Below are 20,734 nucleotides of genomic sequence, written 5' to 3' on the forward strand. Positions count from 1 at the left end.
CGCCAGCGCCTACAAGATGAACAATCGATTCATGTAGGCGCTGGCGAAGGCTGCGATCTTTTTGACAGGTGCCGCTTAAAGCGCCAATCCCGCCTTGACCCGGTACTGATTACGCACCGGTGTCGCGTATTGCAGCACCAGGAATGGGCGGTGCTCCGCCGGACAAGCGTCCAGCCGGCGTTGCCATTCTTCCTGGGCCTTGGCCAGTTCGTCGGCGCCAAACACCTCGGCCGCTGTCGGAACCTGCAACTGCGGGTCGGCGTCGGCCCATTGGGCGTAAGCCAGGTAATGCACCGGGAACAGGCGGTAGCCGCCGAGAATCTGCCGGTCCATTTCCTGGGCCAGTTGCTTGGTGTCCTCGAACAGCTCGGTGATCGGCGCGGCGAAGTTCACATGGACCCGACCCTTGTAGCCGGTAATGCCCTTGGCGATGCTCACGTCGTCTTCGCCCGGGGCCTTGGTGTAGGTGCCGGTGGTGGCGCGGATGTACAGCTCGCGGGCCTTGGCCTGGTCGCACGGGTCGTATTCGTAGCTGATGGACACCGGCGTGAGGTTCAGCGACTGGATGACCTCGCCGAAGGGTTCGTCCTTGCGGCTCATGTGGAACATCTTGAGGATCGCCGATTCGGTGCGGTCGTCACCGTCCTTGGCCCGACCCTCGGCCTGGGCAATCCAGATCGAGGCGCAGTCGTTGCGGATCGAGTGATTGATATAGGCCGAGAGCAACTGGTACGCGGCCATTTTTTCCCGCCGTCCGGTGATGGAGCGGTGCACGATGAAGCTTTTGTTCAGACGCATCAGATCGCTGACAAAGGGCTTCTGCAGCAGGTTGTCGCCGATGGCGATGCGTGGCGTCGGCAAGCCGGCGTGGTACACGGCGTAGTTGACGAAGGCCGGGTCCATCACGATGTCGCGGTGGTTGGCGATGAACAGGTACGCGCTACCGGATTTGAATTGCTCCACCCCGGTGTAGGTCACGCCATCGGTGGCACGCTCGATCGTGTGGTCGACATAGAACTCCACTTTGTCCTGCAAAGTGGCGACCGATGTCACGCCGGCGAACTCACGACGCAACCTTTGCGCTATAAGAGGCTTGAGCATCCAGCCGAAAGCCCCGGCCAGGCGTGGGAAGCGGAAGTGGGTGAGGATATCTAGAAACGCCTTGTCGCCGAGCAGCCGTGCCAGCACCGCTGGGACTTCGCTGTCGTCGTAAGGTCGGATGGCATCGAATTCGCCCATCATGCTCTCTTGTAGGAAACGGCTAGGGTAAGTAAAGGTTCGATCGAAAAACCGACAGGGCACGGCCTGGAAGATCCGCCAGACAAAAATAGCCCTGCAAATAGACCGGCGATTATACGCACAAGTCACCTGGGAGACCGCGATGCTGGAAACCGCTCCGTATGAATGTCCGTATTGTGGTGAGGAAGTGGAAACGCTGGTGGACCTGTCCGGCGGTGATCAGACCTATATCGAGGACTGTCAGGTCTGTTGCCGACCGATAACATTTGTCCTGCAGGTCCACGATGAGGAATGGCATCTGGAAGTCTTCAGTGAAAACGAATGATGGGGGACGTCCATGCAGCGAATCTACGAGCTGGAAAACCTGATGGAAGGCGAACTGCTCCAGGGCATGCTCGCCAGCGAAGGCATCACCGCCCACCTGGTGGGCCGTGACCTGGTGGGCGGCGCCGGCGAGTTGCCGATGTATGGCCTGCTGGGACTGGCGGTGGAGGACGACCAGGCGCAATACGCCCGGGAGCTGATCGCCGCCTACAATGCCGCGCTGCCATTGCCCGGCGATGAGCCGGACAGTTACCCCGGCACATTGGTCTGTTAGGCTGGCGACCGTTTGATCAAGAGTCGTGTTGCCCCATGTGTGGACGTTATGCCCTGTTTCGCTGGAACCCCGCCTTTGCGGCCTTGCCCGGCTTCCCTGCCGACCAGAAGGCCCAGTGGAATATTTCGCCCAACGATTCGGTGCTGATGCTGCGCGCCGGCGCTGAGGGGCAGCGCGAACTGGCCCGGGCCCGCTGGGGCCTCACGCCGCCCTGGCTGACCGACCTGTCCCGTACCCCGGCCCACGCCCGGGCCGAAACCGTGGCCGAGCAGCCGATGTTTCGTGAGGCCCTGCGCCTGCGCCGTTGCCTGCTGCCGGCCAACGGCTTCTATGAATGGCGCGGTGGCACGCGCAAACGCCCTTACTGGTTGACGCCGGGTGAGGGCTCTTCGTTGTTTTTCGCCGCGATCTGGGAAGCCTATCCCGTGCAGGAACAGGTGTGGCTGAGCACCGCAGTCGTCACCCAGGCGGCGGCAGGGCAGCGTCGGCCGTTGATCCTGGATGAAGAGGGCCAGCGCCTGTGGCTCGATCCCGAGACGCCCTTGCATGTATTGCAAGGCTTGCTGGCCAGTGAGCCGGCGGCACTGCGCGAGCGGGTACTGGCCAACATGGTCAATGATCCGAAGCTCAACGGGCCGGAGTGCCTGACTCCGGCTTGAGTGTTGAGGCGCCTGTGCTGGCCCCATCGCGAGCAGGCTCGCTCCCACCTTAGAGATAGTGTTCGCCACCAACCCTTTGTGGGAGCGAGCCTGCTCGCGATGGGGCCCTAGGATCAAACCTTGAACTGATTGATCAACCGCCGCTGCTGCTCCGCCAGTTTGGTCAGATCCGCACTGGCCGCGCTGGATTCGTCCGCGCCGCCCGCCACTTCATTTGCCACTTGCCCGATGTTGATCACGTTACGGTTGATGTCATCGGCCACCGCGCTTTGTTCCTCGGCGGCGCTGGCGATCTGGGTGTTCATGTCGTTGATCACCGATACCGCCTGGGTGATGGTCTCCAGGGCCTGGGCCGCTTTCGCTGCGTGTTGCACGCTTTCATCGGTGCGGTGCTGGCTGTCTTCCATCACCCGCACCACATCCCGGGTGCCTTGTTGCAACTGTTGGATCATCGTCTGGATTTCTTCAGTGGCCTGCTGCGTTTTCTGCGCCAGGTTGCGCACCTCATCGGCCACCACCGCAAATCCACGCCCCTGTTCACCGGCGCGAGCTGCTTCGATGGCCGCGTTGAGGGCCAGCAGGTTGGTCTGTTCGGCGATCCCGCGGATGGCGGTGAGAATCGCGTTGATGTTCTCGCTGTCCTTGGCCAGAGCCTGCACCACGCCAACGGCCTTGCCGATTTCCACGGCCAGGGCGCCGATGGAGGTGGAAGTGTCCCGCACGATCTGCATGCCCTGGCTGGCAGCCTGGTCTGCGTGACCAGCGGCTTGGGCGGCCTGGGTCGCGTTGCGGGCCACGTCCTGGGCGGTGGCGGTCATCTCGTGCACGGCGGTGGCGACCTGATCGATCTCCACCATTTGTTTGTGCACGCCCTGGTTGGTGCGGATGGCGATGTCGGCAGTGTGCTCCGAGGAATCGCTGACGCTCTGCACCGAGGTGACGACCTGGGTGATCATCCCTTGCAACTTGCTCAGGAAGGTATTGAAGCCCTTGGCGATCGCACCCAGTTCATCCGCGCGGTCGCTCACCAGGCGACGGGTCAGGTCGCCTTCGCCCTGGGCGATGTCATCGAGCATCGCCACCATTTGCTTGAGGGGACGGGCGATGCCGTGGGCCACCAGCCAGATCACCAGCAGGCCGATGCCGGCAATCACCAGGCCCACCATGGCCATGCCGAAGATGTCGGTCTGGCGTTGCGCATCCAGGTCTTTTTGCAACGCTTGCAGTTCGGCCATCACCGCATCCAGTGGCAGTTGCAGCATCAGCGTCCAACGGGCTTGGGTTTCACCGATGCCGAACGGCATGTACACCTCGATATGCCCATGGGCTTCATCGACGTCGTAACGTACCTGGCCGACGCTGAGCTTGGACAGGTTGTCCAGTTCATTGGCGTCCAGCAGGTCGCTGGCCTTTTCTCCCAGTTTGGACGGGTCCTTCGTGAAGGCCACCAAGCGGTTGTTGCTGGAGAGCAACGCCATTTCCCCGGCGCCCTCATACAGCTCGCGGTCGGCAGCGACGAGCATGTCCTGGATGAAGTTCACCGACAGGTCGGCGCCGACGATGCCCTGGAACTTGCCATCGACCATGATCGGCTCGATGAACGAGGCGAGCATGGTCATGGTGTTGCCAACGCGATAAGGCGCCGGGTCGATCACGCAGGCTTTCTTGCTGTCCCGGGAGCACAGGTAGTACTCACTGGCGCGAATACCGGTGGACAGCAGTTTCTGGTCCGTCACATCGGCGAGCTTTTCCAGGCCCAGGGTGCCGTCCTGGTTGCGAAACCACCACGGCAGGAAGCGCCCGTCGGCTTCCATGCCCAGCACCGGGCTGTTCACGTAATTGGCGTCGTCGTGGTCAATGGCGTTCGGTTCCCAGGCGATGTAGGCGCCGAGAATCTTCGGGTTGCGCACCACGGTTTCGCGCAGCAGGCTGATCATCTGCTCGCGGGGCACCTTCAATTGCGCGTTGCCGTCCGGGCCGTTCATGCCCATCAAGGCATTGGTGGTCGCCAGGCCCCGGGCAAGCAACAGCGGTGCCTCCAGTTCTCGCTGGATCAGGCTGGCCTGGGTGCGGGCGAGCGCGTCGAGGCGTTGTTCGATCAGATGCTCGAACTGCGCCTTGGTCCGCTGTTGCACCATGTCCTGGGTGCGGGCGCCGGCAAACAGCGCGTACAGCACCAGGGCACCGACCACACTGAGGATGATGGCGCCGGCCAGAGCGGCCACGGAAAACTGGATCGATTTGAATTTCATAAAGGCTCCGGACGCGGGAATGACGTCTGAAGCCTGTATCGGCGATTCTTTGGCCCAGCATGAGGCGCTGTTCGTCGGATGACTGTTTTGGCTTTGTGGGTGTCGTAAATGGACTGGAGTAGGGTCTGTCTGAAAAAACTGTAATCCCACGCTATGTATCTGGCGCCGATACAAATCAGCGCCTAGGATACGCCCACGTTTCCAGGGAGCTTCTTACATGAACAAGATATTGATGGTGAGTGCACTGAGTGTGGGCTTGCTGCTTGCCGGTTGCCAGTCGGTCAACACTACCAGCGGCGGAGCCGTGGGCGTGGAGCGCAAGCAATACATGTTCAGCATGCTGTCCACCGACCAGGTCAATCAGATGTATGCCCAGTCCTACCAAAAGACCATGGGCGAAGCGAGCGCCAAGGGTGTATTGGACAAGACGAGTAGCGATGCCAAGCGCGTCCAGGCCATCTCCAGTCGGCTGATCGCTCAGGCACCTGTGTTCCGCCCGGATTCGGCGCAATGGAACTGGGAAGTGAACCTGATCAAGAGCGATGAGCTCAACGCCAGTTGCGGCCCCGGCGGCAAAATCATTTTCTATACCGGCTTGATCAACAAGCTCAAGCTCACTGACGATGAAATCGCCGCGATCATCGGCCACGAAATCGCTCACGCCTTGCGCGAGCACGGCCGCGAAGCGATGTCCAAGGCCTACGGCATCGAAATGGCCAAGCAGGGCGCCGGTGCATTGTTCGGTCTGGGCCAGGACAGCCTGGCACTGGCCGATACCGTGGCCAACTACGGCATGACCCTGCCCAACAGTCGCGGCAATGAGAACGAAGCCGACCTGATCGGCCTGGAACTGGCCGCTCGCGCCGGCTACGACCCGAATGCCGCGATCACGTTGTGGAACAAGATGGCCAAGGCTTCGGAAGGTGCGCCGCCGGAGTTCATGAGCACCCACCCGTCCTCCAGCAGCCGGATCGCGTCGCTGCAGGCGGCGATTCCGAAGGTGATGCCGCTGTATCAGCAGGCCAGAAAGTAACCATCGTTGTGGGAGCAAAGCTTGCTCGCGACAGAGGCGACGCAGACTTCAATCAGACCGCGTCATCGTTTATCGCGAGCAGGCTCGCTTCCACAAGAGATTGGCCGTGTTCGATATTCTTGTGAACACCCGCAGCCAGTGTGGGAGCGAGCCTGCTCGCGATGAACGATAACGCGGTATTACTCACCTACCCGATCAAACCCACCCACTGCTCTGCATCGCCTTGTACACCGCCACGATCGCCAGGACCAAGAACGCCGAGGCGGCCAGACGGCGGATCAGTGTCAGGGGCAGCTTCTCGGCGGCGAAATTGCCCGCCAGGACCACCGGCACGTTGGCAATCAGCATGCCCACGGTGGTGCCGATGATCACCAGCCACAATTCCGGGTACTGCGCGGCGAGCATCACTGTGGCGATCTGGGTCTTGTCGCCGATTTCCGCCAGGAAGAACGCGATCAGCGTCGTCAGGAAAGGCCCGAACTTGCGGGCCGTACTGGCTTCGTCATCGTCCAGTTTGTCCGGCACCAACGTCCACAGCGCCGTGGCGGCAAAGCTCACCGCCAGGATCCAGTGCAGGACCGCGTCCGAGAAAATACTACCGACCCAGGCTCCCACCGCGCCGGCTGCCGCATGGTTGGCCAAGGTCGCGGCAACGATGCCGGCAATGATGGGCCAGGGTTTGCGAAAGCGAGCCGCGAGAATAAGCGCGAGCAGTTGCGTCTTGTCGCCGATTTCGGCCAGCGCAACGATAGCGGTAGGTACGAGGAAAGAGTCCAGCATCAGGTGATTCCTAGAGGGGCGGGTCGACACGGCTATGACACGTACAGCCTTCCCGCCCCGGGTAAGGTGTGCGTGTCATAGGTCTTGTCAAACCCAGCGACCATCTGCGTGGACGCTTGGGCCGCATACGCCATGGTCTGCTGACCAAGTATGTTGACGTATGCCGGGCGAGCATGGCGCTCGCGGGAGACTACTCCCCTAGGACGGAGCGGATTCTGCCTAGGCAAATCCGATTGGGCAAGTGCTGTTTCTTAAATTTGCTTCAGCCGCGCTTGGCCCGATAGATGCGAAAACCCTGGCCTTCGGCCTTGATCGCGCACACGCCCAGATGCTCTTCGATCAACGGCTGATACTTGAGGAAACTGTTCGCCACCAAGCGCAGTTCGCCGCCGTTTTTCAGATGTTTCGCTGCTTTTCGCAGCAGATTTTCCGTGGCGTGATAGTCGGTGTGCACGCCGACATGGAACGGCGGGTTGCTCAGAATCGCACTTAATCCCATGGGCGCGGCGTCGATACCGTCGCCGGTCAGCACCTCGGCCTCCAGACCATTGGCGGCCAGGGTCAGGCGGCTGCTGGCGGCAGCGAACGCATCCACGTCCAGCAGCGTGACGGTGTTGTGCGGATAGCGACGCTTGACCACTGCCCCCAGCACCCCGGCGCCACAACCGAAGTCCAGCAGGTGGCCGCTGGGCAGTTTATCCAGGTGTTCCAACAAGAGCGCACTGCCGCGATCCAGGCGACCGTGGCTGAACACCCCCGGCAGGCTGATGACCTTCAGTGCGCCTTCGGCCAGGGGCAGCTCGTAGGTCTGGGCGAGGCTTTCCAAAGGCTTGGCCTCGGGGACGTCGGCCACGGTGACCTGCCATAGCTGACAATGGCGCGCGCTGTCGAGCTTGCGCGGCTTGCCGAAGGCATTGAGCTGCTTGGACGCGCCTTCGATGCCGCTGCGCTTTTCCCCCACCAGATACACCTCGCGACCGGCCAGGCGCGAGGCCACGGCGTTGAGGATGTAGTCGGTCAGGTCCTTGGCCTTGGGCAGGAACACCACGGCGGTCTCGAACTCACGGGCCGGCACGTTCACGCCAAAGTGGCTGCGCTCGGGGAAACGGGCATCCAGCGCGGCCTGATCACCGGCGTGCCAGCACCAGCCATGGGCTTGGGGCAAGCGGCCGAGCAGATCATCGGCGGGCAGGCCGGCCAGCAGGACCGAACCCTGAAATAACTCGGCCTGACGAAGCAGTACTTCACTGCGCGGATCCATGGTCTGCTCCTTGAAAAAAAGTGCGGCAGTTTATCAACTGACGACTCGCAGCGCTGTACCGCTGAAAAAACCCAAGGCGTTTTCCGTCAGTTGGCTAACGATCCGTTGCCGCGCCTCGCGGCTGCCCCAGGCGTTATGGGGCGTGACGATCAACCGCGGAATGTCGGCGGCCAGCAGCGGATTGCCCTGGGTCGGTGGCTCCACGCTCAGTACATCGGTGGCCGCGCCGCCCAAATGGCCGCCGCGCAAGGCATCGGCCAGGGCCTGTTCGTCGATCAGGCCGCCGCGGGCGGTGTTGAGCACAAAGGCGCCGGGTTTGAGCTGCGCCAGTTGCCGGGCGCCGATGAAGTTGCGCGTGTGTTCGTTGAGAGGACAGTGCAAGGTCAGGGCATCGATCTGCGGCAACAGTTGATCCAGAGGCAAGCGGTCGGGGCGGGCAGGGCGTCCGGGGATCTGCCCCAACAGCACGCGCATGCCAAAGGCCTCGGCCAGTCGTCCGACGGCGCTGCCCAGTTCACCATGACCCAACAGCCCGAGGGTTTTGCCTTCCAGTTCGACAATGGGATAGTCCAGCAGGCAAAACTGCGAAGCCTGCTGCCACCGACCTGCGCCGACTGCTTTTTGGTAATCACCCAGGCGCGTCGCCAGATTCAAGAGCAGCATGATCGTGTGCTGGGCCACCGACGGCGTGCCGTAGCCCTGACAGTTGCACACTGTTATGCCGTGTTGGCGAGCGGCGTCCAGGTCGACGTTATTGGTGCCGGTGGCGCTGATCAGGATCAGCTTCAGCTCGGGGTTGGCGGCCATGGCGTTCGCATCGATCACGACCTTGTTGGTGATCGCCACCGTGGCGCCCTTGAGCCGCTCGCTCACTTCATCCCGGCTCGTGCGGGCGAACAGTTGCAGTTCACTGAAGCAGTTGCGCAGTGGTCCCAGGTCCAGATCGCCGAGGTCCAGGGAAGGGTGGTCGAGGAAAACTGCGCGGCCGTTGTTCGTCATCAGCTGTACCTTTTATCGCAGGAATCGAAGGCGTAATGTGGCGAGCCTATCAGATGTGTGTGGGAGCAAGCTTTGCTCCCACACAGCCCCTCACTCACAGTTGATGTTTGTCTTGAGATTGAGCTAGCCAAGGAGTCCCCATGTACCTCACCGAATTCCTCACCGTCGCCCTGATCCACCTGTTGGCCGTGGCCAGCCCCGGGCCGGATTTTGCCGTGGTGGTGCGCGAGAGCGTGACCCATGGTCGCCGCGCCGGAACCTGGACAGCGCTGGGCGTGGGCACGGCGATTTTCCTGCATGTGGGGTATTCGCTGCTGGGCATTGGCCTGATCGTGTCGCAATCGATCGTACTGTTCAACGCGCTGAAATGGGCCGCCGCCGCCTACCTGCTGTACATCGGCTTCAAGGCGTTGCGGGCGCAACCGGTCAAGCCGACGGCGGACAACCTGCACAAAGAGGCCGGCCAACGTACCGCCCGTGGCGCGTTCACCTCGGGCTTCGTCACCAACGGCCTGAATCCCAAGGCGACGCTGTTTTTCCTGTCGCTGTTCACCGTGGTCATCAACCCTCATACCCCCCTGGCAATCCAGGCCGGTTACGGCGTGTACCTGGCGGCGGCGACGGCAGTGTGGTTCTGTCTGGTGGCCATGCTGTTCAGCCAACAGCGAGTGCGCGCCGGGTTTGCCCGCATGGGCCACTGGTTCGACCGGACCATGGGCGCGGTACTCGTTGCCATTGGCGTCAAATTGGCGTTTACCGAGATGCGTTGATCGCCCCGACTCCTGACTGCAGGTGACGGTATATGGCTCAAGGCTAGTATTTGCGGGCGGATCAAATCATTCCTTTGGCTGATTTGATCCGCGTACCGGCGCTCTACAGTGCTTACTTCCAGCCAAGACCGTGCAGTCAGAAAAGGGACTCTTATGTTGCAGACTCGCGTTATTCCTCCAGCCGAAGGCGCTTATCAATACCCGCTGCTGATCAAGCGGCTGCTGATGTCCGGTGCGCGTTACGAGAAAACCCGCGAGATCATTTACCGCGACCAGTTTCGCTACAGCTATCCGACCCTGATCGAACGCGTCGCGCGGCTGGCCAATGTGCTGACCGAGGCCGGGGTCAAGGCCGGGGATACCGTGGCGGTGATGGACTGGGACAGCCATCGTTATCTGGAGTGCATGTTTGCGATCCCGATGATCGGCGCGGTGATCCACACCATCAACGTGCGCCTGTCACCGGAACAGATCCTCTACACCATGAATCACGCTGAAGACCGCTTCGTGCTGGTCAACAGCGAGTTCGTCGGTTTGTACCAGGCGATTGCCGGACACCTGACAACCGTAGAAAAAACCCTCCTGCTGACCGACCTGCCTGAAAAAACCGCCGACCTGCCGAACCTGGTGGGCGAATACGAACAACTGCTCGCCGCTGCCAGCCCCGCCTACGATTTCCAGGACTTCGACGAAAACTCGGTCGCCACCACGTTCTATACCACCGGCACCACCGGCAACCCCAAGGGCGTGTATTTCACCCATCGGCAACTGGTGCTGCACACCATGGGCGTGTCGACCATCATGGGCGCCATTGACAGTGTGCGGTTGCTGGGTACCAACGACGTGTACATGCCGATTACGCCGATGTTCCATGTCCATGCCTGGGGCCTGCCGTACGTGGCGACCATGCTCGGGCTCAAGCAGGTCTACCCCGGTCGTTATGACCCCGAATTCCTGGTCCAGTTGTGGCGCAAGGAGAAAGTCACCTTTTCCCACTGCGTGCCGACCATCCTGCAAATGGTCCTCAATGCCAAGGGCGCCCAGGACACCGATTTCGCTGGCTGGAAAATCGTCATCGGCGGCAGCGCGCTGAACCGCAGCCTGTATGAAGCGGCCAAGGCCAGGGGCATCCAGCTCACCGCCGCCTATGGCATGTCGGAAACCGGCCCGCTGGTGTCCTGCGCCCACCTCAACGACGAATTGATGGCCGGCAGCGAAGACGAACGCATCACCTACCGGATCAAGGCCGGCGTACCAGGGCCATTGGTGGAAGCGGCGATTGTCGACGCCGAGGGGCATTTCCTGCCCGCTGACGGCGAGACCCAGGGCGAGCTGGTGCTGCGCGCACCGTGGCTCACCGAGGGTTATTTCAACGAGCCGCAGAAGGGCGCCGAGCTCTGGGCCGGCGGCTGGCTGCACACCGGCGATGTCGCCACGCTGGACAGCATGGGCGTGATCGATATTCGCGACCGCATCAAGGACGTGATCAAGACTGGCGGTGAATGGATCTCGTCCCTGGACCTGGAAGACCTCATCAGCCGTCACGTCGCGGTACGCGAAGTAGCAGTGGTGGGTATTCCCGATCCGCAGTGGGGCGAGCGCCCATTTGCCTTGCTGGTCATCCGCGAAGGGCATCAGATCGGGGCTCGCGAGCTCAAGGAACATCTCAAGCCGTTCGTCGAATTGGGGCACCTGAGCAAGTGGGCGATCCCGAGCCAGATCGCCCTTGTTACGGAAATTCCCAAGACCAGCGTCGGCAAGCTCGACAAGAAGCGTATCCGCATCGACGTCACCGAATGGCAGAGCAATAACAGCACCTTCCTGTCGACGCTTTAAACGTTTTTGCCGTGTCCAAAAGGGCACGGCAGCCCCACCAAGCAAGCGCTTGCCTTGTCAAACCGAAAATTTCAGCCATCCTTGCCGTGCCGACATCTGTCGGCCTGGCGAAAGGACTGTTCCAGAGTGGTCGCGGGCTGCAAATCACACTTTAGAGGGATCAAGCCGTACTACCTGCTGGCTATAGTCCGTTTAAGGATTTTCAAGAACGGGGCGCACGCACTAAACGGGCGATGCGACTTTGAACGGGGTGGAACGTTGCCATTTCCAGCCGTTGAAAGTGTTCTTGGAAAATACTGACTGCCATAAAAATAAAAGCACATGGAGTAGCGTCGATGACCTCAGCAAACACGTTCTGGCGCCGGGCAAAACTGCCTCTGGCGGTCAGTCTCGCCTCTTCGCTCGCCGGGCCAGCATTCGGCGTCAGTTTCAACATCGGTGAAATCGAGGGCCAGTTCGACTCGTCCCTGTCGGTCGGCGCAAGCTGGTCCACGGCCAAGGCCAACAGGGACCTGATCGGCGTCAACAACGGCGGCAAGGGCCTGTCCCAGACCTCCGACGACGGTCACCTGAACTTCAAGCGTGGGGAAACCTTTTCGAAGATCTTCAAGGGTATCCACGACCTGGAACTCAAGTACGGCGATACCGGCGTGTTTGTGCGCGGCAAGTACTGGTACGACTTCGAACTCAAGGACGAACATCGCCTGTACAAGGACATCAGCGACAGCAACCGCAAGGAAGGCGCCAAGTCGTCCGGCGGGCAGATCCTCGATGCCTTCATCTACCACAACTACGCCATTGGCGATCAGCCTGGCTCGGTCCGCCTGGGTAAACAGGTGGTCAGCTGGGGTGAAAGCACCTTCATCCAGGGCGGGATCAACTCGATCAACCCGGTCGACGTGTCGGCGTTCCGTCGTCCTGGTGCCGAGATCAAGGAAGGCCTGATTCCGGTCAACATGTTCTATGTGTCCCAGAGCCTGACCGACAACCTGTCGGCCGAGGCGTTCTACCAGTTGGAGTGGGACCAGACCGTGGTGGACAACTGCGGTACGTTCTTCTCGCAGCCGGACGTGGTTGCCGATGGTTGCACCGACAACCTGCGAGTGCTGAACAAACGCTCTACGCTCCCGGCCGCCGCCCTGGGCCCAGCGGAGGCGCTTGGCGTCAACGTCAACGAAGAAGGCGTGCTGGTGCGTCGCGGTCCGGATCGTGATGCTCGCGACAGTGGCCAGTGGGGCGTATCGTTCAAGTACATGTTCGAGCCGCTGGACACCGAGTTTGGTGCCTACTTCATGAACTACCACAGCCGTGCGCCGATTTTCAGTGCCACCGGTGCTCCACAGTCCGTTTTTGACCTGGCAGCAGGACTGCCGCCTGCGTTCGCCGCGCTGTCGCCTCTGCTGGTGGCGGGTAACTCGAACTATTTCATCGAGTACCCTGAAGATATCCGTCTCTACGGTTTGAGTTTCTCCACCACCTTGCCTACCGGTACGGCGTGGAGCGGTGAACTGAGCTATCGTCCGAACGCCCCGGTGCAACTGAGCACCACGGACATTCTTTTCGCCGGTGTGACGCCACTTCCCGGTCTTGGCAATGCTTCGATCCTCCCTGGCTCGCCGGGTCAGGACCTGCATGGCTATAATCGTAAGGAAATCACTCAGTTCCAGACCACATTCACCCACTTCCTGGATCAGGTCATGGGCGCCAGCCGTCTGACCCTGGTGGGCGAAGTCGGCGTGACCTACGTGGGCGGCCTGGAAAGCAAATCCGACGCTCGTTATGGCCGTGACCCGGTGTTTGGCCCGGGAGAACTGCCCAACGGTTTCTGTAACGTGCTCAATGGCTCGACTGCGGCCGGTGGTGGCCAGACCAGTGCCGATGTGAACAGCAACTGCAACAACGACGGCTTCACCACCTCCACTTCCTGGGGCTACCGTGCCCGCGCCATCTGGGAGTATCCGGATGTGTTCGCCGGCGTGAACCTCAAGCCCAACGTGGCCTGGTCCCATGACGTCAAAGGCTACTCGCCAGGCCCGGGCGCCAACTTTGAAGAAGGCCGCAAAGCCGTCAGCCTCGGACTGGATGCCGAGTACCAGAACACCTACAACGCGAGCCTGGCCTACACCAACTTCTTTGGTGGCGACTTCAGCACCGTGGACGATCGCGATTTCCTGGCGCTCAGCGTCGGCGTGACCTTCTAAGCACAGTATTTCAGGACGACACACTATGAAAATAACAAAGAGTCTGTTGCAGGTCGGTGTTTTGGGGCTATCCCTGCTGGCCGCCAGCGTCATGGCGGCGGTGCCTGCCGCCGAAGCCGACAAACTGGGCAAAAGCCTGACGCCGATGGGCGCCGAAATGGCCGGCAATGCCGACGGTTCGATCCCGGCCTGGAAACCCATGGCCAAGAACGCCGGCAGCGTAGACAGCAAGGGTTTCCTTTCCGACCCGTACGCCAGTGAAAAGCCGCTGTTCACCATCACCGCGCAGAACGTCGACCAGTACAAGGACAAGCTCGCGCCGGGCCAGTACGCAATGTTCAAGCGTTACCCGGAATCTTTCAAGATGCCGGTCTACCCATCCCATCGCGGCGCCACCGTGCCGGATGATGTGTTTGCCTCCATCAAGAAAAACGCGGTGAATACCAAGCTGGTGTCCGGCGGTAACGGTCTGGAGAACTTCGAGACGGCTGTGCCGTTCCCGATTCCCCAGAGCGGTGTGGAAGTGATCTGGAACCACATCACCCGCTATCGCGGCGGCAGCGTGACCCGCCTGGTGACCCAGGCCACGCCGCAGCCCAACGGCTCCTACAGCCTGGTGTACTTCAGGGACCAGTTCGTGTTCCGCGACAAGATGAAGGATTTCGATCCGGCCAACCCTGGCAACATCCTGTTCTACTTCAAGCAGCAAGTCACCGCGCCGGCGCGTCTGGCCGGTGGTGTACTGCTGGTGCACGAAACCCTCGACCAGGTGAAGGAACCGCGCTCTGCGTGGGTCTACAACGCCGGCCAGCGCCGTGTGCGCCGTGCGCCACAGGTCTCCTATGACGGCCCGGGCACCGCTGCCGACGGCCTGCGTACCTCCGACAACCTGGACATGTACAACGGTGCGCCGGATCGCTACGACTGGAAGCTGGTGGGCAAGAAAGAACTGTACATTGCCTCCAACAGCTACAAGATCGATTCGCCTCAGCTCAAGTACGCCGACATCATCAAGGCCGGCCATATCAACCAGGACCTGGCTCGCTACGAGCTGCGTCGGGTCTGGCATGTGACCGCGACCCTGAAAGAAGGCCAACGCCACATCTACGCCAAGCGTGACTTCTACATCGACGAAGACACCTGGCAAGCCGCGGTGATCGACCATTACGACGGTCGTGGCCAACTGTGGCGCGTTGCCGAGGCCCATGCCGAGAACTACTACGACAAGCAAGTGCCGTGGTACGCCCTGGAAACCCTCTACGACCTGCAGTCCGGCCGCTATCTGGCGCTGGGCATGAAGAACGAAGAGAAATCGGCCTACGACTTCGGCTTCACCGCCAGCACCGCCGAGTTCACTCCCAACGCATTGCGCCAGGAGGGTATCCGCTAAACAGCTTCACCCGAGGCCGCATCCTCGAAAAAACGCCCCGACTGGTTCGGGGCGTTTTTTTGCCCAGCACAAAACCCCTGTGGCGAGGGGATTTATCCCCGCTGGGCTGCGAAGCCGCCCCAAAAAGCTCTAGCATTCCCTCGCTCCTGCGTGGGAATGATCAAAACTCCCTCGCCACAAGAGCGGTGGCTGCCTGAGTTTTTCGAATCGGTCGGCTTGTAGCCTTTTTGTAGCCATTTGTAGCAACTCCCTTCAATACCTCCTCGTTTACCGCTAGTCTGCGGACATCTGCAACGCCGCCACCCGCATTTCAACAAGAGCCGGCCATGACTGATCTGTCTTCACTCCCGGGTTCTGCCCGCACCGCCGTCGCGGTCCAGGACGGGCGCTTCTACCGCCCGCCCTTGCCTGACGGCCATGTCGTGCGGCCGCGGTTGTGCGAGCGCTTGAGTGCGGGGCTTGGAGGTCGGTTGCTGTTGGTGAGCGCCCCGGCGGGGTTCGGCAAAAGCTCACTGGCGGTGGAGTTCTGCCAGAGCTTGCCGGCCCACTGGCAAAGCCTCTGGCTGGGGCTCAGTGCCCGGGACAACGACCCGGGACGCTTTCTGGAGCGGCTGCTCGAAGGGCTCCAGGCGTTCTTCCCGCAGTTGGGAGGTCGGGCGTTGGGGCTGCTGAAAATGCGCCAGCGCCACCAACCTTTCGCCTTCGAAGAATGGCTCGACGGCCTGCTGGATGAACTGTCCGCGCATCTGTCGCCGGATACACCCTTGCTGCTGGTGCTCGACGACTACCACCTGGCCCAAAGCCCGGTGCTGGACCGTTGCCTGCAATTTTTCCTTAATCACCTGCCCGAAGGTTTGCTGGTGCTGGTCACCAGTCGGCAGCGCCCGGACTGGCATCTGGCGCGCCTGCGTCTGTCACGCCAATTGCTCGAACTGAACGAACAGGACTTGCGCCTGACCCATGAAGAAGCCCTGACCCTGCTGCAGCACCACAGCAGTTCGTTGCGCGGGGAAGCCCTGGAGAGCCTGATCCAGCGCAGCGAAGGCTGGGTGGCCGGGCTGCGTTTCTGGTTGCTGGCCGCTTCCGAGGCCGGGACTGAGGGCCGCATGCCCCAGGCTCTGCATGGCGGCGAAGGGCTGATTCGCGATTACCTGCTTGAGGAAGTCATCGACTGTCTGCCCGCCGAAGTGCAGGCGTTTCTCTACGACACCGCGTCCCAGGAACGTTTCTGCAGCGAACTGTGTGATGCCGTGCGCGAAGCCCATGACAGCGCCGAAATCCTGGAGTATCTGGCGGCGCACCAGGTGTTCCTGGTGCCGCTGGACGAGCATGGCCACTGGTACCGTTACCACCATCTGTTTTCCGATTTGCTGCGCAGCCGTCCCAGTGCGCCGGCCATGGTGCCGGCTGCGACCCTGCACCTGCGGGCCTGCCGCTGGTTCAATGCCCAGGGCTTGATCGACGAGGCCGTGGAGCAGGCGCTGCGGGCCGGGCACCTGGATGTGGCGGCGAACCTGGTGCAGAACCTCTCGGAGGAGCAATTGCTGGCCGAGCAGAACGTCGGCATGTTGCTGCGCTGGAAAATGGACTTGCCCGACAGCCTGCTCATCAGCACACCGCGCTTGATCGTGCTGTACAGCTGGGCGCTGGGGCTGGCCTGCCAGTTGGACGCCGCTGAAGAACTGGCCGCCCACCTGAGCCGGTTCCTGCCGGCGCCTTCGGCCACTGCGCAAAAATCCATGCTTGCCCAATGGCTGGCCCTGAGCGGGATCATTGCCCGTGGCCGTGGGGATCGCGAGGCCACTGTGCGTTACTGCACCGAAGCCCTGGAGAGCCTGCCGCAAAAGCGCTATGGCCAACGTCTGATGTGCCTGTCCACGCTGTCGAACCTGGCGATTGCCGACGGTGACCTGTGGCGCGCCCGGGCCTTGAACCGTGACTCCCTGGAGCTGGCGCAGCGCGTCGGTAACCCGTTGTTCGAGGCCCTGGCCCATTACGACCGCGCCCGGGTGTTGCAAGCGCGAGGGGAGATCCTGCGGGCGCTCGATGAAGTGCGCCAGGGCCTGCAACGCCTGCACGCACTCTCGCCGCAACGGCTGTATGCCGTGCGGGCGCGATTGATTCTGTACGAGGGGTTCCTGCTGACCTTGCGCATGCAGCCCCAGGCCGGCTTGGCGCGGTTGCAGGCCGGTCTTACCGAAGCGCGGGCGTGCCGCGACATCAGCGTGTTGATCGGCCACTGCGTGATCGCGCGGGTTGAAGGCCACGCTCGTGAATTCGCCCGGGCCTTTGCCGAACTGGCCGAAGCCGAGCGCCTGATGCATATCTGGGACGTTCCGCCGATTTATTACCTGGCGATGATCACCCTGGTCAAATGCGAACTCTGGCTGGCCCAGGGGCGTACGGACCTGGCCGAAGCCTGGCTGGCGCGGCTGGGGCAGACCTACACCGGTGAGCGGGCCGCCGCGCCGCCGGAATTCCACCCGCAACTGCCGCTGCACGTCGAACTGCAACAGGCGGTGCTGGAGTCCATCCGCGGCCAGCCCATGTTGGCCGAAGGACGGCTCAATGCCTTGCTTGAACACGGCCAGCAAACCGGCCGGCAGATGCTCAGTGTGATGGCGCTCAACCAGAAGGTCGCCTTGCTGCTGAGCGTCGGCCGCGAACCCGAAGCCCGCAGTACCCTGGCCCAAGCCCTCGAAGCCGCCGCTGGCGGTGTGCTGCAGCCGTTCGAATGGTTGCTGGGCGAACATCGGGAGTGGCTGCGCGAGCAATTGTTGCGCGCCCCCCCCAGCCCCTTGCGCCAGAACCTGCTTGAGCGCTTGCCGTCGACGGTGGCTGCTGATTCACCGGCCCCCGTCGAAACCCTCAGCAGCCGCGAGCGGGCGGTGCTGCAATTGATTGCCCAAGGCTGTTCGAACCAGGAAATCAGCGAGCAGTTGTTCATCTCACTGCACACGGTCAAGACCCACGCCAGCCACATCAACAGCAAACTCGGCGTGGAGCGCCGCACCCAGGCCGTGGCGCGGGCGAAGGTGCTGGGGTTGTTGGGCTAGGACTGGTTACTTGTGCCAAGCGGTTGGCCAGCGATAAGGAATGCTTGATGTTACCCCTGTACAAAACCATCCCATCCCCCGTGGGCCAACTGATCCTCGTCGCCCGGGATACAAAACTGGCGGCCATCCTCTGGGAAAACGAGCGTCTCAACCGCGTGCGCCTGGGGCCTTTGGAAGAGGACAGCCAGCATCCGGTCCTCAAGGAAACCGAGCGCCAGCTCATGGAGTATTTCGCCGGCCAGCGCCGCCGTTTCGACCTGGCGCTGGACTTTGCCGGCACCGACTTCCAAGTCCGGGTCTGGCAGGCGCTGCTGACCATTCCGTTCGGTGAAACCCGCAGCTACCGCGACATCGCCATCCAGATCGGCCAGCCCACGGCGGTGCGGGCGGTAGGCGCCGCCAACGGCCGCAACCCCATCTCCATCATCGCCCCCTGCCACCGCGTCATCGGCACCTCCGGCAGCCTTACCGGCTTTGCGGGCGGCCTTGCGGCCAAACAGTTCCTGCTGAGCCTGGAAGGTCAGCAGACGCTGCAGTTGGTGTTTTGAACTACTTCATTTGGCCGCAAACCCATAACACTGCAAATCCCTTGTGGGAGCGAGCCTGCTCGCGATAGCGGAAGGTCAGCTTGCAAGGATGTTGGATGGGCCTGCGCTATCGCGAGCAGGCTCGCTCCCACACAGGACTCACTCGGTTCAGGCCGAAGGCTCTTGCGGCGCCAGCATGCGCGTCGGCGGTTGGCCGTTGGCGTTGTGCTGGAATATCTGCGTCGGCTGCCCCTGTTCATTGAAGAACACCTGCCCGATCCCCGCCGAGTTCCACAACCGCTCTCCCGCCTCGGCGTGTTCGGGGGTGTGAGGAATGATGCGCATGCTGCGGCGCTTGGTGAACCAGTTCAGGGGCGAGCGGGGAGAGTAGAGCCAACGGTTCAGACGATCGAACCATTCCAGCAGCGCCGGCGGGAACTCATTCTTGATGCCGCTGCTGGTGATCTGCCAGATGCGCGGGCCGCCCTTACGGTGTGGGATCAGCACCTCATAGACGAAGGAATAATGCACATCCCCGGACAGCACCACGTAATTACCGGGCGTGCGCGAGTGCCGGAAAATGTTCAGGATCACTTGCGCCGCGCCGCGATGGGCCATCCAGTTTTCCGCGTCCACCAGCAGCGGATAACCGCACCAACTGAACACCCGTTGCACGGTTTCGATCAGCTTCACACCGAAGATCGGCGCCGGTGAAACGATGATCGCCGAGGGATGATCCAGCAGTTCCTGCTGAAGTTCGCTCAGGGCTTCCCAATCGAGCAGTCCTGAAGGCTGCTTGAGGTTGCGCTCGCTGCGCCAGCGGCGGGTGCGGGTGTCGAGCACCACCAGGGCCGGGGTGGTCGGCAACACGTAGTGCCATTGCTGGAAACCCAGCAGCGTGTCGATCAGTTTGTCCTGTGGGCCACTGTCCAGGTAGCGGTCCCGGGCGGTGTCGCTCAGGGCCAGGGTTTGCTGGATCACGTCATCAAACGCGTCGGGGTTGTTGCCCCAGCCCTGGCAGAGCATGTAGGCGATCAGTGCGTTGCCGATGATGCGCTTGGAGAACGGGTGGCCGTAGGCCGTTTCTTCCCACTGCGCGGATAGATTCCAGTCATCGGTGATGTCGTGATCGTCGAAAATCATCAGGCACGACAGGTGTGCAAACACCCGCGCCGCGCCCCCAAGACCGGTCTTGAAACCCTCGATGCGCTGCTGTTCCAGCGCATAGCGCTGGCGCCGCTCGGCGGTCAGTTCCGGCGGTTGCGGGTCGATCAGGGTCCACGGCACGGGTGACCACACCAGCAAATACATCGCCATCACTTCAGCGAAGGTCACCAGATGATTGTCGGCGCTGCTGCTGGTGAATATCGGCTTGCGGGCCCCGCCGAAAAAACGCTCGCGCAGGGTTTCATTGCTTTCCAGCGCCGGTAATAAATCGGCGCGGTGGTAGTAGCTGGCCGGGTGTTCATAGAGCTTGGCGCTGTCTTCAACCACCGCGCCGTCCAGGCATTCCTCGAACAGCCCCAGCCGCTCGATCAACGCATGAATCGCCCGCAGCATGGGCCCGGCGACGTCATCGGCATAGACCTGATCGCCGCTCATCATCAACAACGCCGGACGCTGCTGTGGGGCTTGTGCCAACAGCCGGTCGACGCAGAGCAAGCCGTCGTGGGTCGGATAGTGGGGTTTGCGGCAGGAACCATGGACCAGTTGATCGATACGCGAATGCAGGACGAAGTTCGGGCACTGCGCCTGGCCATACAACAGATGGGGCGCCCATTCGGCAATGGGCGCGCCGTCCACCAGCAGGTCGTAGTCAATCGCCACGTCCTGGGGCAGGGCGGTGTCGAGTCGTACATCGATCAGGTGCACAAAAGCCTGCTGCCCCACCGGCACTACGGTGCAGCGCGGGGCATCCAGGGTGAGATCGCCCACACCGTCCACACGCAGCGTCAACGTGAGGGGGCGTGTACCCACCAGCCACATCACCAGCCGTGTGGGCTCCAGTCGCCGCAGCAGCGGGCCGACCAGGACAGGGGGCAGGGCAGGGGAGATGTCAGATGAGGACGGCAACATTCGCAGGTAAAGCTCTGGCTCCGATGGAGGCGGGGATCATAACGCAATGCGCTGGAG

At 62.0% G+C, this 20,734-nt stretch carries 16 protein-coding genes, 1 pseudogene and 1 riboswitch; of the genes and pseudogenes, 10 read left to right on the forward strand and 7 right to left on the reverse strand.

Annotation, left to right across the window (positions count from 1 at the left end; genetic code table 11):
- Positions 1-75: 75 nt before the first annotated feature.
- Positions 76-1,242, reverse strand: a complete 1,167-nt coding sequence (locus QOM08_RS04585; protein WP_316912619.1) for a 1-acyl-sn-glycerol-3-phosphate acyltransferase — start codon at positions 1,240-1,242, stop codon at positions 76-78.
- A 139-nt stretch (positions 1,243-1,381) separates the two neighbouring features.
- Here QOM08_RS04585 and QOM08_RS04590 point away from each other — a divergent pair, with 139 nt between their 5' ends.
- From QOM08_RS04590 to QOM08_RS04600, 3 genes are read left to right on the forward strand one after another with little or no spacing between them, the layout of a single operon-like run.
- On the forward strand, positions 1,382-1,564 hold the full coding sequence (locus tag QOM08_RS04590; protein ID WP_047229423.1) for a CPXCG motif-containing cysteine-rich protein: 183 nt from the start codon (positions 1,382-1,384) through the stop codon (positions 1,562-1,564).
- A gap of 12 nt (positions 1,565-1,576) precedes the next feature.
- A complete protein-coding gene (locus tag QOM08_RS04595; RefSeq protein ID WP_014340166.1) occupies positions 1,577-1,837 on the forward strand; it encodes a putative signal transducing protein in 261 nt (86 codons plus the stop codon).
- A gap of 35 nt (positions 1,838-1,872) precedes the next feature.
- Positions 1,873-2,496 (forward strand): SOS response-associated peptidase, encoded by a 624-nt coding sequence (locus QOM08_RS04600; protein ID WP_316912620.1) that lies wholly within the window; start codon positions 1,873-1,875, stop codon positions 2,494-2,496.
- A 113-nt stretch (positions 2,497-2,609) separates the two neighbouring features.
- Here QOM08_RS04600 and QOM08_RS29020 read toward each other — a convergent pair whose 3' ends face one another.
- Both QOM08_RS29020 and QOM08_RS29025 read right to left on the reverse strand, forming a co-directional pair.
- A complete protein-coding gene (locus QOM08_RS29020; RefSeq protein WP_371517060.1) occupies positions 2,610-3,452 on the reverse strand; it encodes a methyl-accepting chemotaxis protein in 843 nt (280 codons plus the stop codon).
- A gap of 15 nt (positions 3,453-3,467) precedes the next feature.
- Positions 3,468-4,748 (reverse strand): annotated as a pseudogene (locus tag QOM08_RS29025) (HAMP domain-containing protein); the annotation flags it as partial.
- A gap of 217 nt (positions 4,749-4,965) precedes the next feature.
- Here QOM08_RS29025 and QOM08_RS04610 point away from each other — a divergent pair.
- The gene (locus QOM08_RS04610; protein WP_047229426.1) at positions 4,966-5,781 is read left to right on the forward strand and encodes a M48 family metallopeptidase; all 816 of its coding nucleotides are present in this window, start codon (positions 4,966-4,968) and stop codon (positions 5,779-5,781) included.
- Positions 5,782-5,976: 195 nt separating this feature from the next.
- Here the strand turns inward: QOM08_RS04610 and QOM08_RS04615 are convergent, their stop codons facing one another.
- The 3 genes from QOM08_RS04615 to QOM08_RS04625 form a co-directional block, all read right to left on the reverse strand.
- Complete coding sequence (locus tag QOM08_RS04615) at positions 5,977-6,561, reverse strand: TMEM165/GDT1 family protein (protein ID WP_047229427.1); 585 nt, start codon at positions 6,559-6,561, stop codon at positions 5,977-5,979.
- Positions 6,562-6,651: 90 nt separating this feature from the next.
- Positions 6,652-6,772, reverse strand: a riboswitch (yybP-ykoY riboswitch).
- A gap of 51 nt (positions 6,773-6,823) precedes the next feature.
- A complete protein-coding gene (locus QOM08_RS04620; protein WP_139051135.1) occupies positions 6,824-7,822 on the reverse strand; it encodes a class I SAM-dependent methyltransferase in 999 nt (332 codons plus the stop codon).
- A gap of 33 nt (positions 7,823-7,855) precedes the next feature.
- Positions 7,856-8,821 (reverse strand): 2-hydroxyacid dehydrogenase, encoded by a 966-nt coding sequence (locus QOM08_RS04625; RefSeq protein ID WP_316912621.1) that lies wholly within the window; start codon positions 8,819-8,821, stop codon positions 7,856-7,858.
- Positions 8,822-8,961: 140 nt separating this feature from the next.
- Here QOM08_RS04625 and QOM08_RS04630 point away from each other — a divergent pair, with 140 nt between their 5' ends.
- The 6 genes from QOM08_RS04630 to QOM08_RS04655 all read left to right on the forward strand — a co-directional run bounded on the left by QOM08_RS04630 (position 8,962) and on the right by QOM08_RS04655 (position 18,622).
- The gene (locus QOM08_RS04630) at positions 8,962-9,591 is read left to right on the forward strand and encodes a LysE family translocator (RefSeq protein ID WP_076386279.1); all 630 of its coding nucleotides are present in this window, start codon (positions 8,962-8,964) and stop codon (positions 9,589-9,591) included.
- A gap of 153 nt (positions 9,592-9,744) precedes the next feature.
- On the forward strand, positions 9,745-11,427 hold the full coding sequence (locus tag QOM08_RS04635) for a fatty acid--CoA ligase (protein WP_139051132.1): 1,683 nt from the start codon (positions 9,745-9,747) through the stop codon (positions 11,425-11,427).
- A gap of 335 nt (positions 11,428-11,762) precedes the next feature.
- Entirely contained in the window at positions 11,763-13,628 is a 1,866-nt protein-coding gene (locus tag QOM08_RS04640; RefSeq protein WP_316912622.1) for a DUF1302 domain-containing protein, read from the forward strand.
- 25 nt (positions 13,629-13,653) lie between these two features.
- Complete coding sequence (locus tag QOM08_RS04645; protein ID WP_188252264.1) at positions 13,654-15,018, forward strand: DUF1329 domain-containing protein; 1,365 nt, start codon at positions 13,654-13,656, stop codon at positions 15,016-15,018.
- A gap of 326 nt (positions 15,019-15,344) precedes the next feature.
- The gene (locus QOM08_RS04650; protein WP_316912623.1) at positions 15,345-18,074 is read left to right on the forward strand and encodes a LuxR C-terminal-related transcriptional regulator; all 2,730 of its coding nucleotides are present in this window, start codon (positions 15,345-15,347) and stop codon (positions 18,072-18,074) included.
- Positions 18,075-18,121: 47 nt separating this feature from the next.
- Complete coding sequence (locus tag QOM08_RS04655) at positions 18,122-18,622, forward strand: methylated-DNA--[protein]-cysteine S-methyltransferase (protein WP_316912624.1); 501 nt, start codon at positions 18,122-18,124, stop codon at positions 18,620-18,622.
- 147 nt (positions 18,623-18,769) lie between these two features.
- Here QOM08_RS04655 and QOM08_RS04660 read toward each other — a convergent pair whose 3' ends face one another.
- Entirely contained in the window at positions 18,770-20,677 is a 1,908-nt protein-coding gene (locus QOM08_RS04660) for an alkaline phosphatase D family protein (protein ID WP_316912625.1), read from the reverse strand.
- Positions 20,678-20,734 lie beyond the last annotated feature (57 nt).

The sequence above is a fragment of the Pseudomonas sp. P105 genome, from assembly GCF_032614175.1.
Taxonomy (GTDB): domain Bacteria; phylum Pseudomonadota; class Gammaproteobacteria; order Pseudomonadales; family Pseudomonadaceae; genus Aquipseudomonas; species Aquipseudomonas rhizophila.

Coding starts and splice junctions, on each gene's coding strand:
- QOM08_RS29020 (WP_371517060.1), bottom strand. CDS start 3,452: ATGATCACCCAGGTCGTCACCTCGGTGCAGAGCGTCAGCGATTCCTCG.
- QOM08_RS04625 (WP_316912621.1), bottom strand. CDS start 8,821: ATGACGAACAACGGCCGCGCAGTTTTCCTCGACCACCCTTCCCTGGAC.
- QOM08_RS04590 (WP_047229423.1), top strand. CDS start 1,382: ATGCTGGAAACCGCTCCGTATGAATGTCCGTATTGTGGTGAGGAAGTG.
- QOM08_RS04595 (WP_014340166.1), top strand. CDS start 1,577: ATGCAGCGAATCTACGAGCTGGAAAACCTGATGGAAGGCGAACTGCTC.
- QOM08_RS04630 (WP_076386279.1), top strand. CDS start 8,962: ATGTACCTCACCGAATTCCTCACCGTCGCCCTGATCCACCTGTTGGCC.
- QOM08_RS04650 (WP_316912623.1), top strand. CDS start 15,345: ATGACTGATCTGTCTTCACTCCCGGGTTCTGCCCGCACCGCCGTCGCG.
- QOM08_RS04640 (WP_316912622.1), top strand. CDS start 11,763: ATGACCTCAGCAAACACGTTCTGGCGCCGGGCAAAACTGCCTCTGGCG.
- QOM08_RS04600 (WP_316912620.1), top strand. CDS start 1,873: ATGTGTGGACGTTATGCCCTGTTTCGCTGGAACCCCGCCTTTGCGGCC.
- QOM08_RS04620 (WP_139051135.1), bottom strand. CDS start 7,822: ATGGATCCGCGCAGTGAAGTACTGCTTCGTCAGGCCGAGTTATTTCAG.
- QOM08_RS04615 (WP_047229427.1), bottom strand. CDS start 6,561: ATGCTGGACTCTTTCCTCGTACCTACCGCTATCGTTGCGCTGGCCGAA.
- QOM08_RS04655 (WP_316912624.1), top strand. CDS start 18,122: ATGTTACCCCTGTACAAAACCATCCCATCCCCCGTGGGCCAACTGATC.
- QOM08_RS04635 (WP_139051132.1), top strand. CDS start 9,745: ATGTTGCAGACTCGCGTTATTCCTCCAGCCGAAGGCGCTTATCAATAC.
- QOM08_RS04585 (WP_316912619.1), bottom strand. CDS start 1,242: ATGATGGGCGAATTCGATGCCATCCGACCTTACGACGACAGCGAAGTC.
- QOM08_RS04610 (WP_047229426.1), top strand. CDS start 4,966: ATGAACAAGATATTGATGGTGAGTGCACTGAGTGTGGGCTTGCTGCTT.
- QOM08_RS04660 (WP_316912625.1), bottom strand. CDS start 20,677: ATGTTGCCGTCCTCATCTGACATCTCCCCTGCCCTGCCCCCTGTCCTG.
- QOM08_RS04645 (WP_188252264.1), top strand. CDS start 13,654: ATGAAAATAACAAAGAGTCTGTTGCAGGTCGGTGTTTTGGGGCTATCC.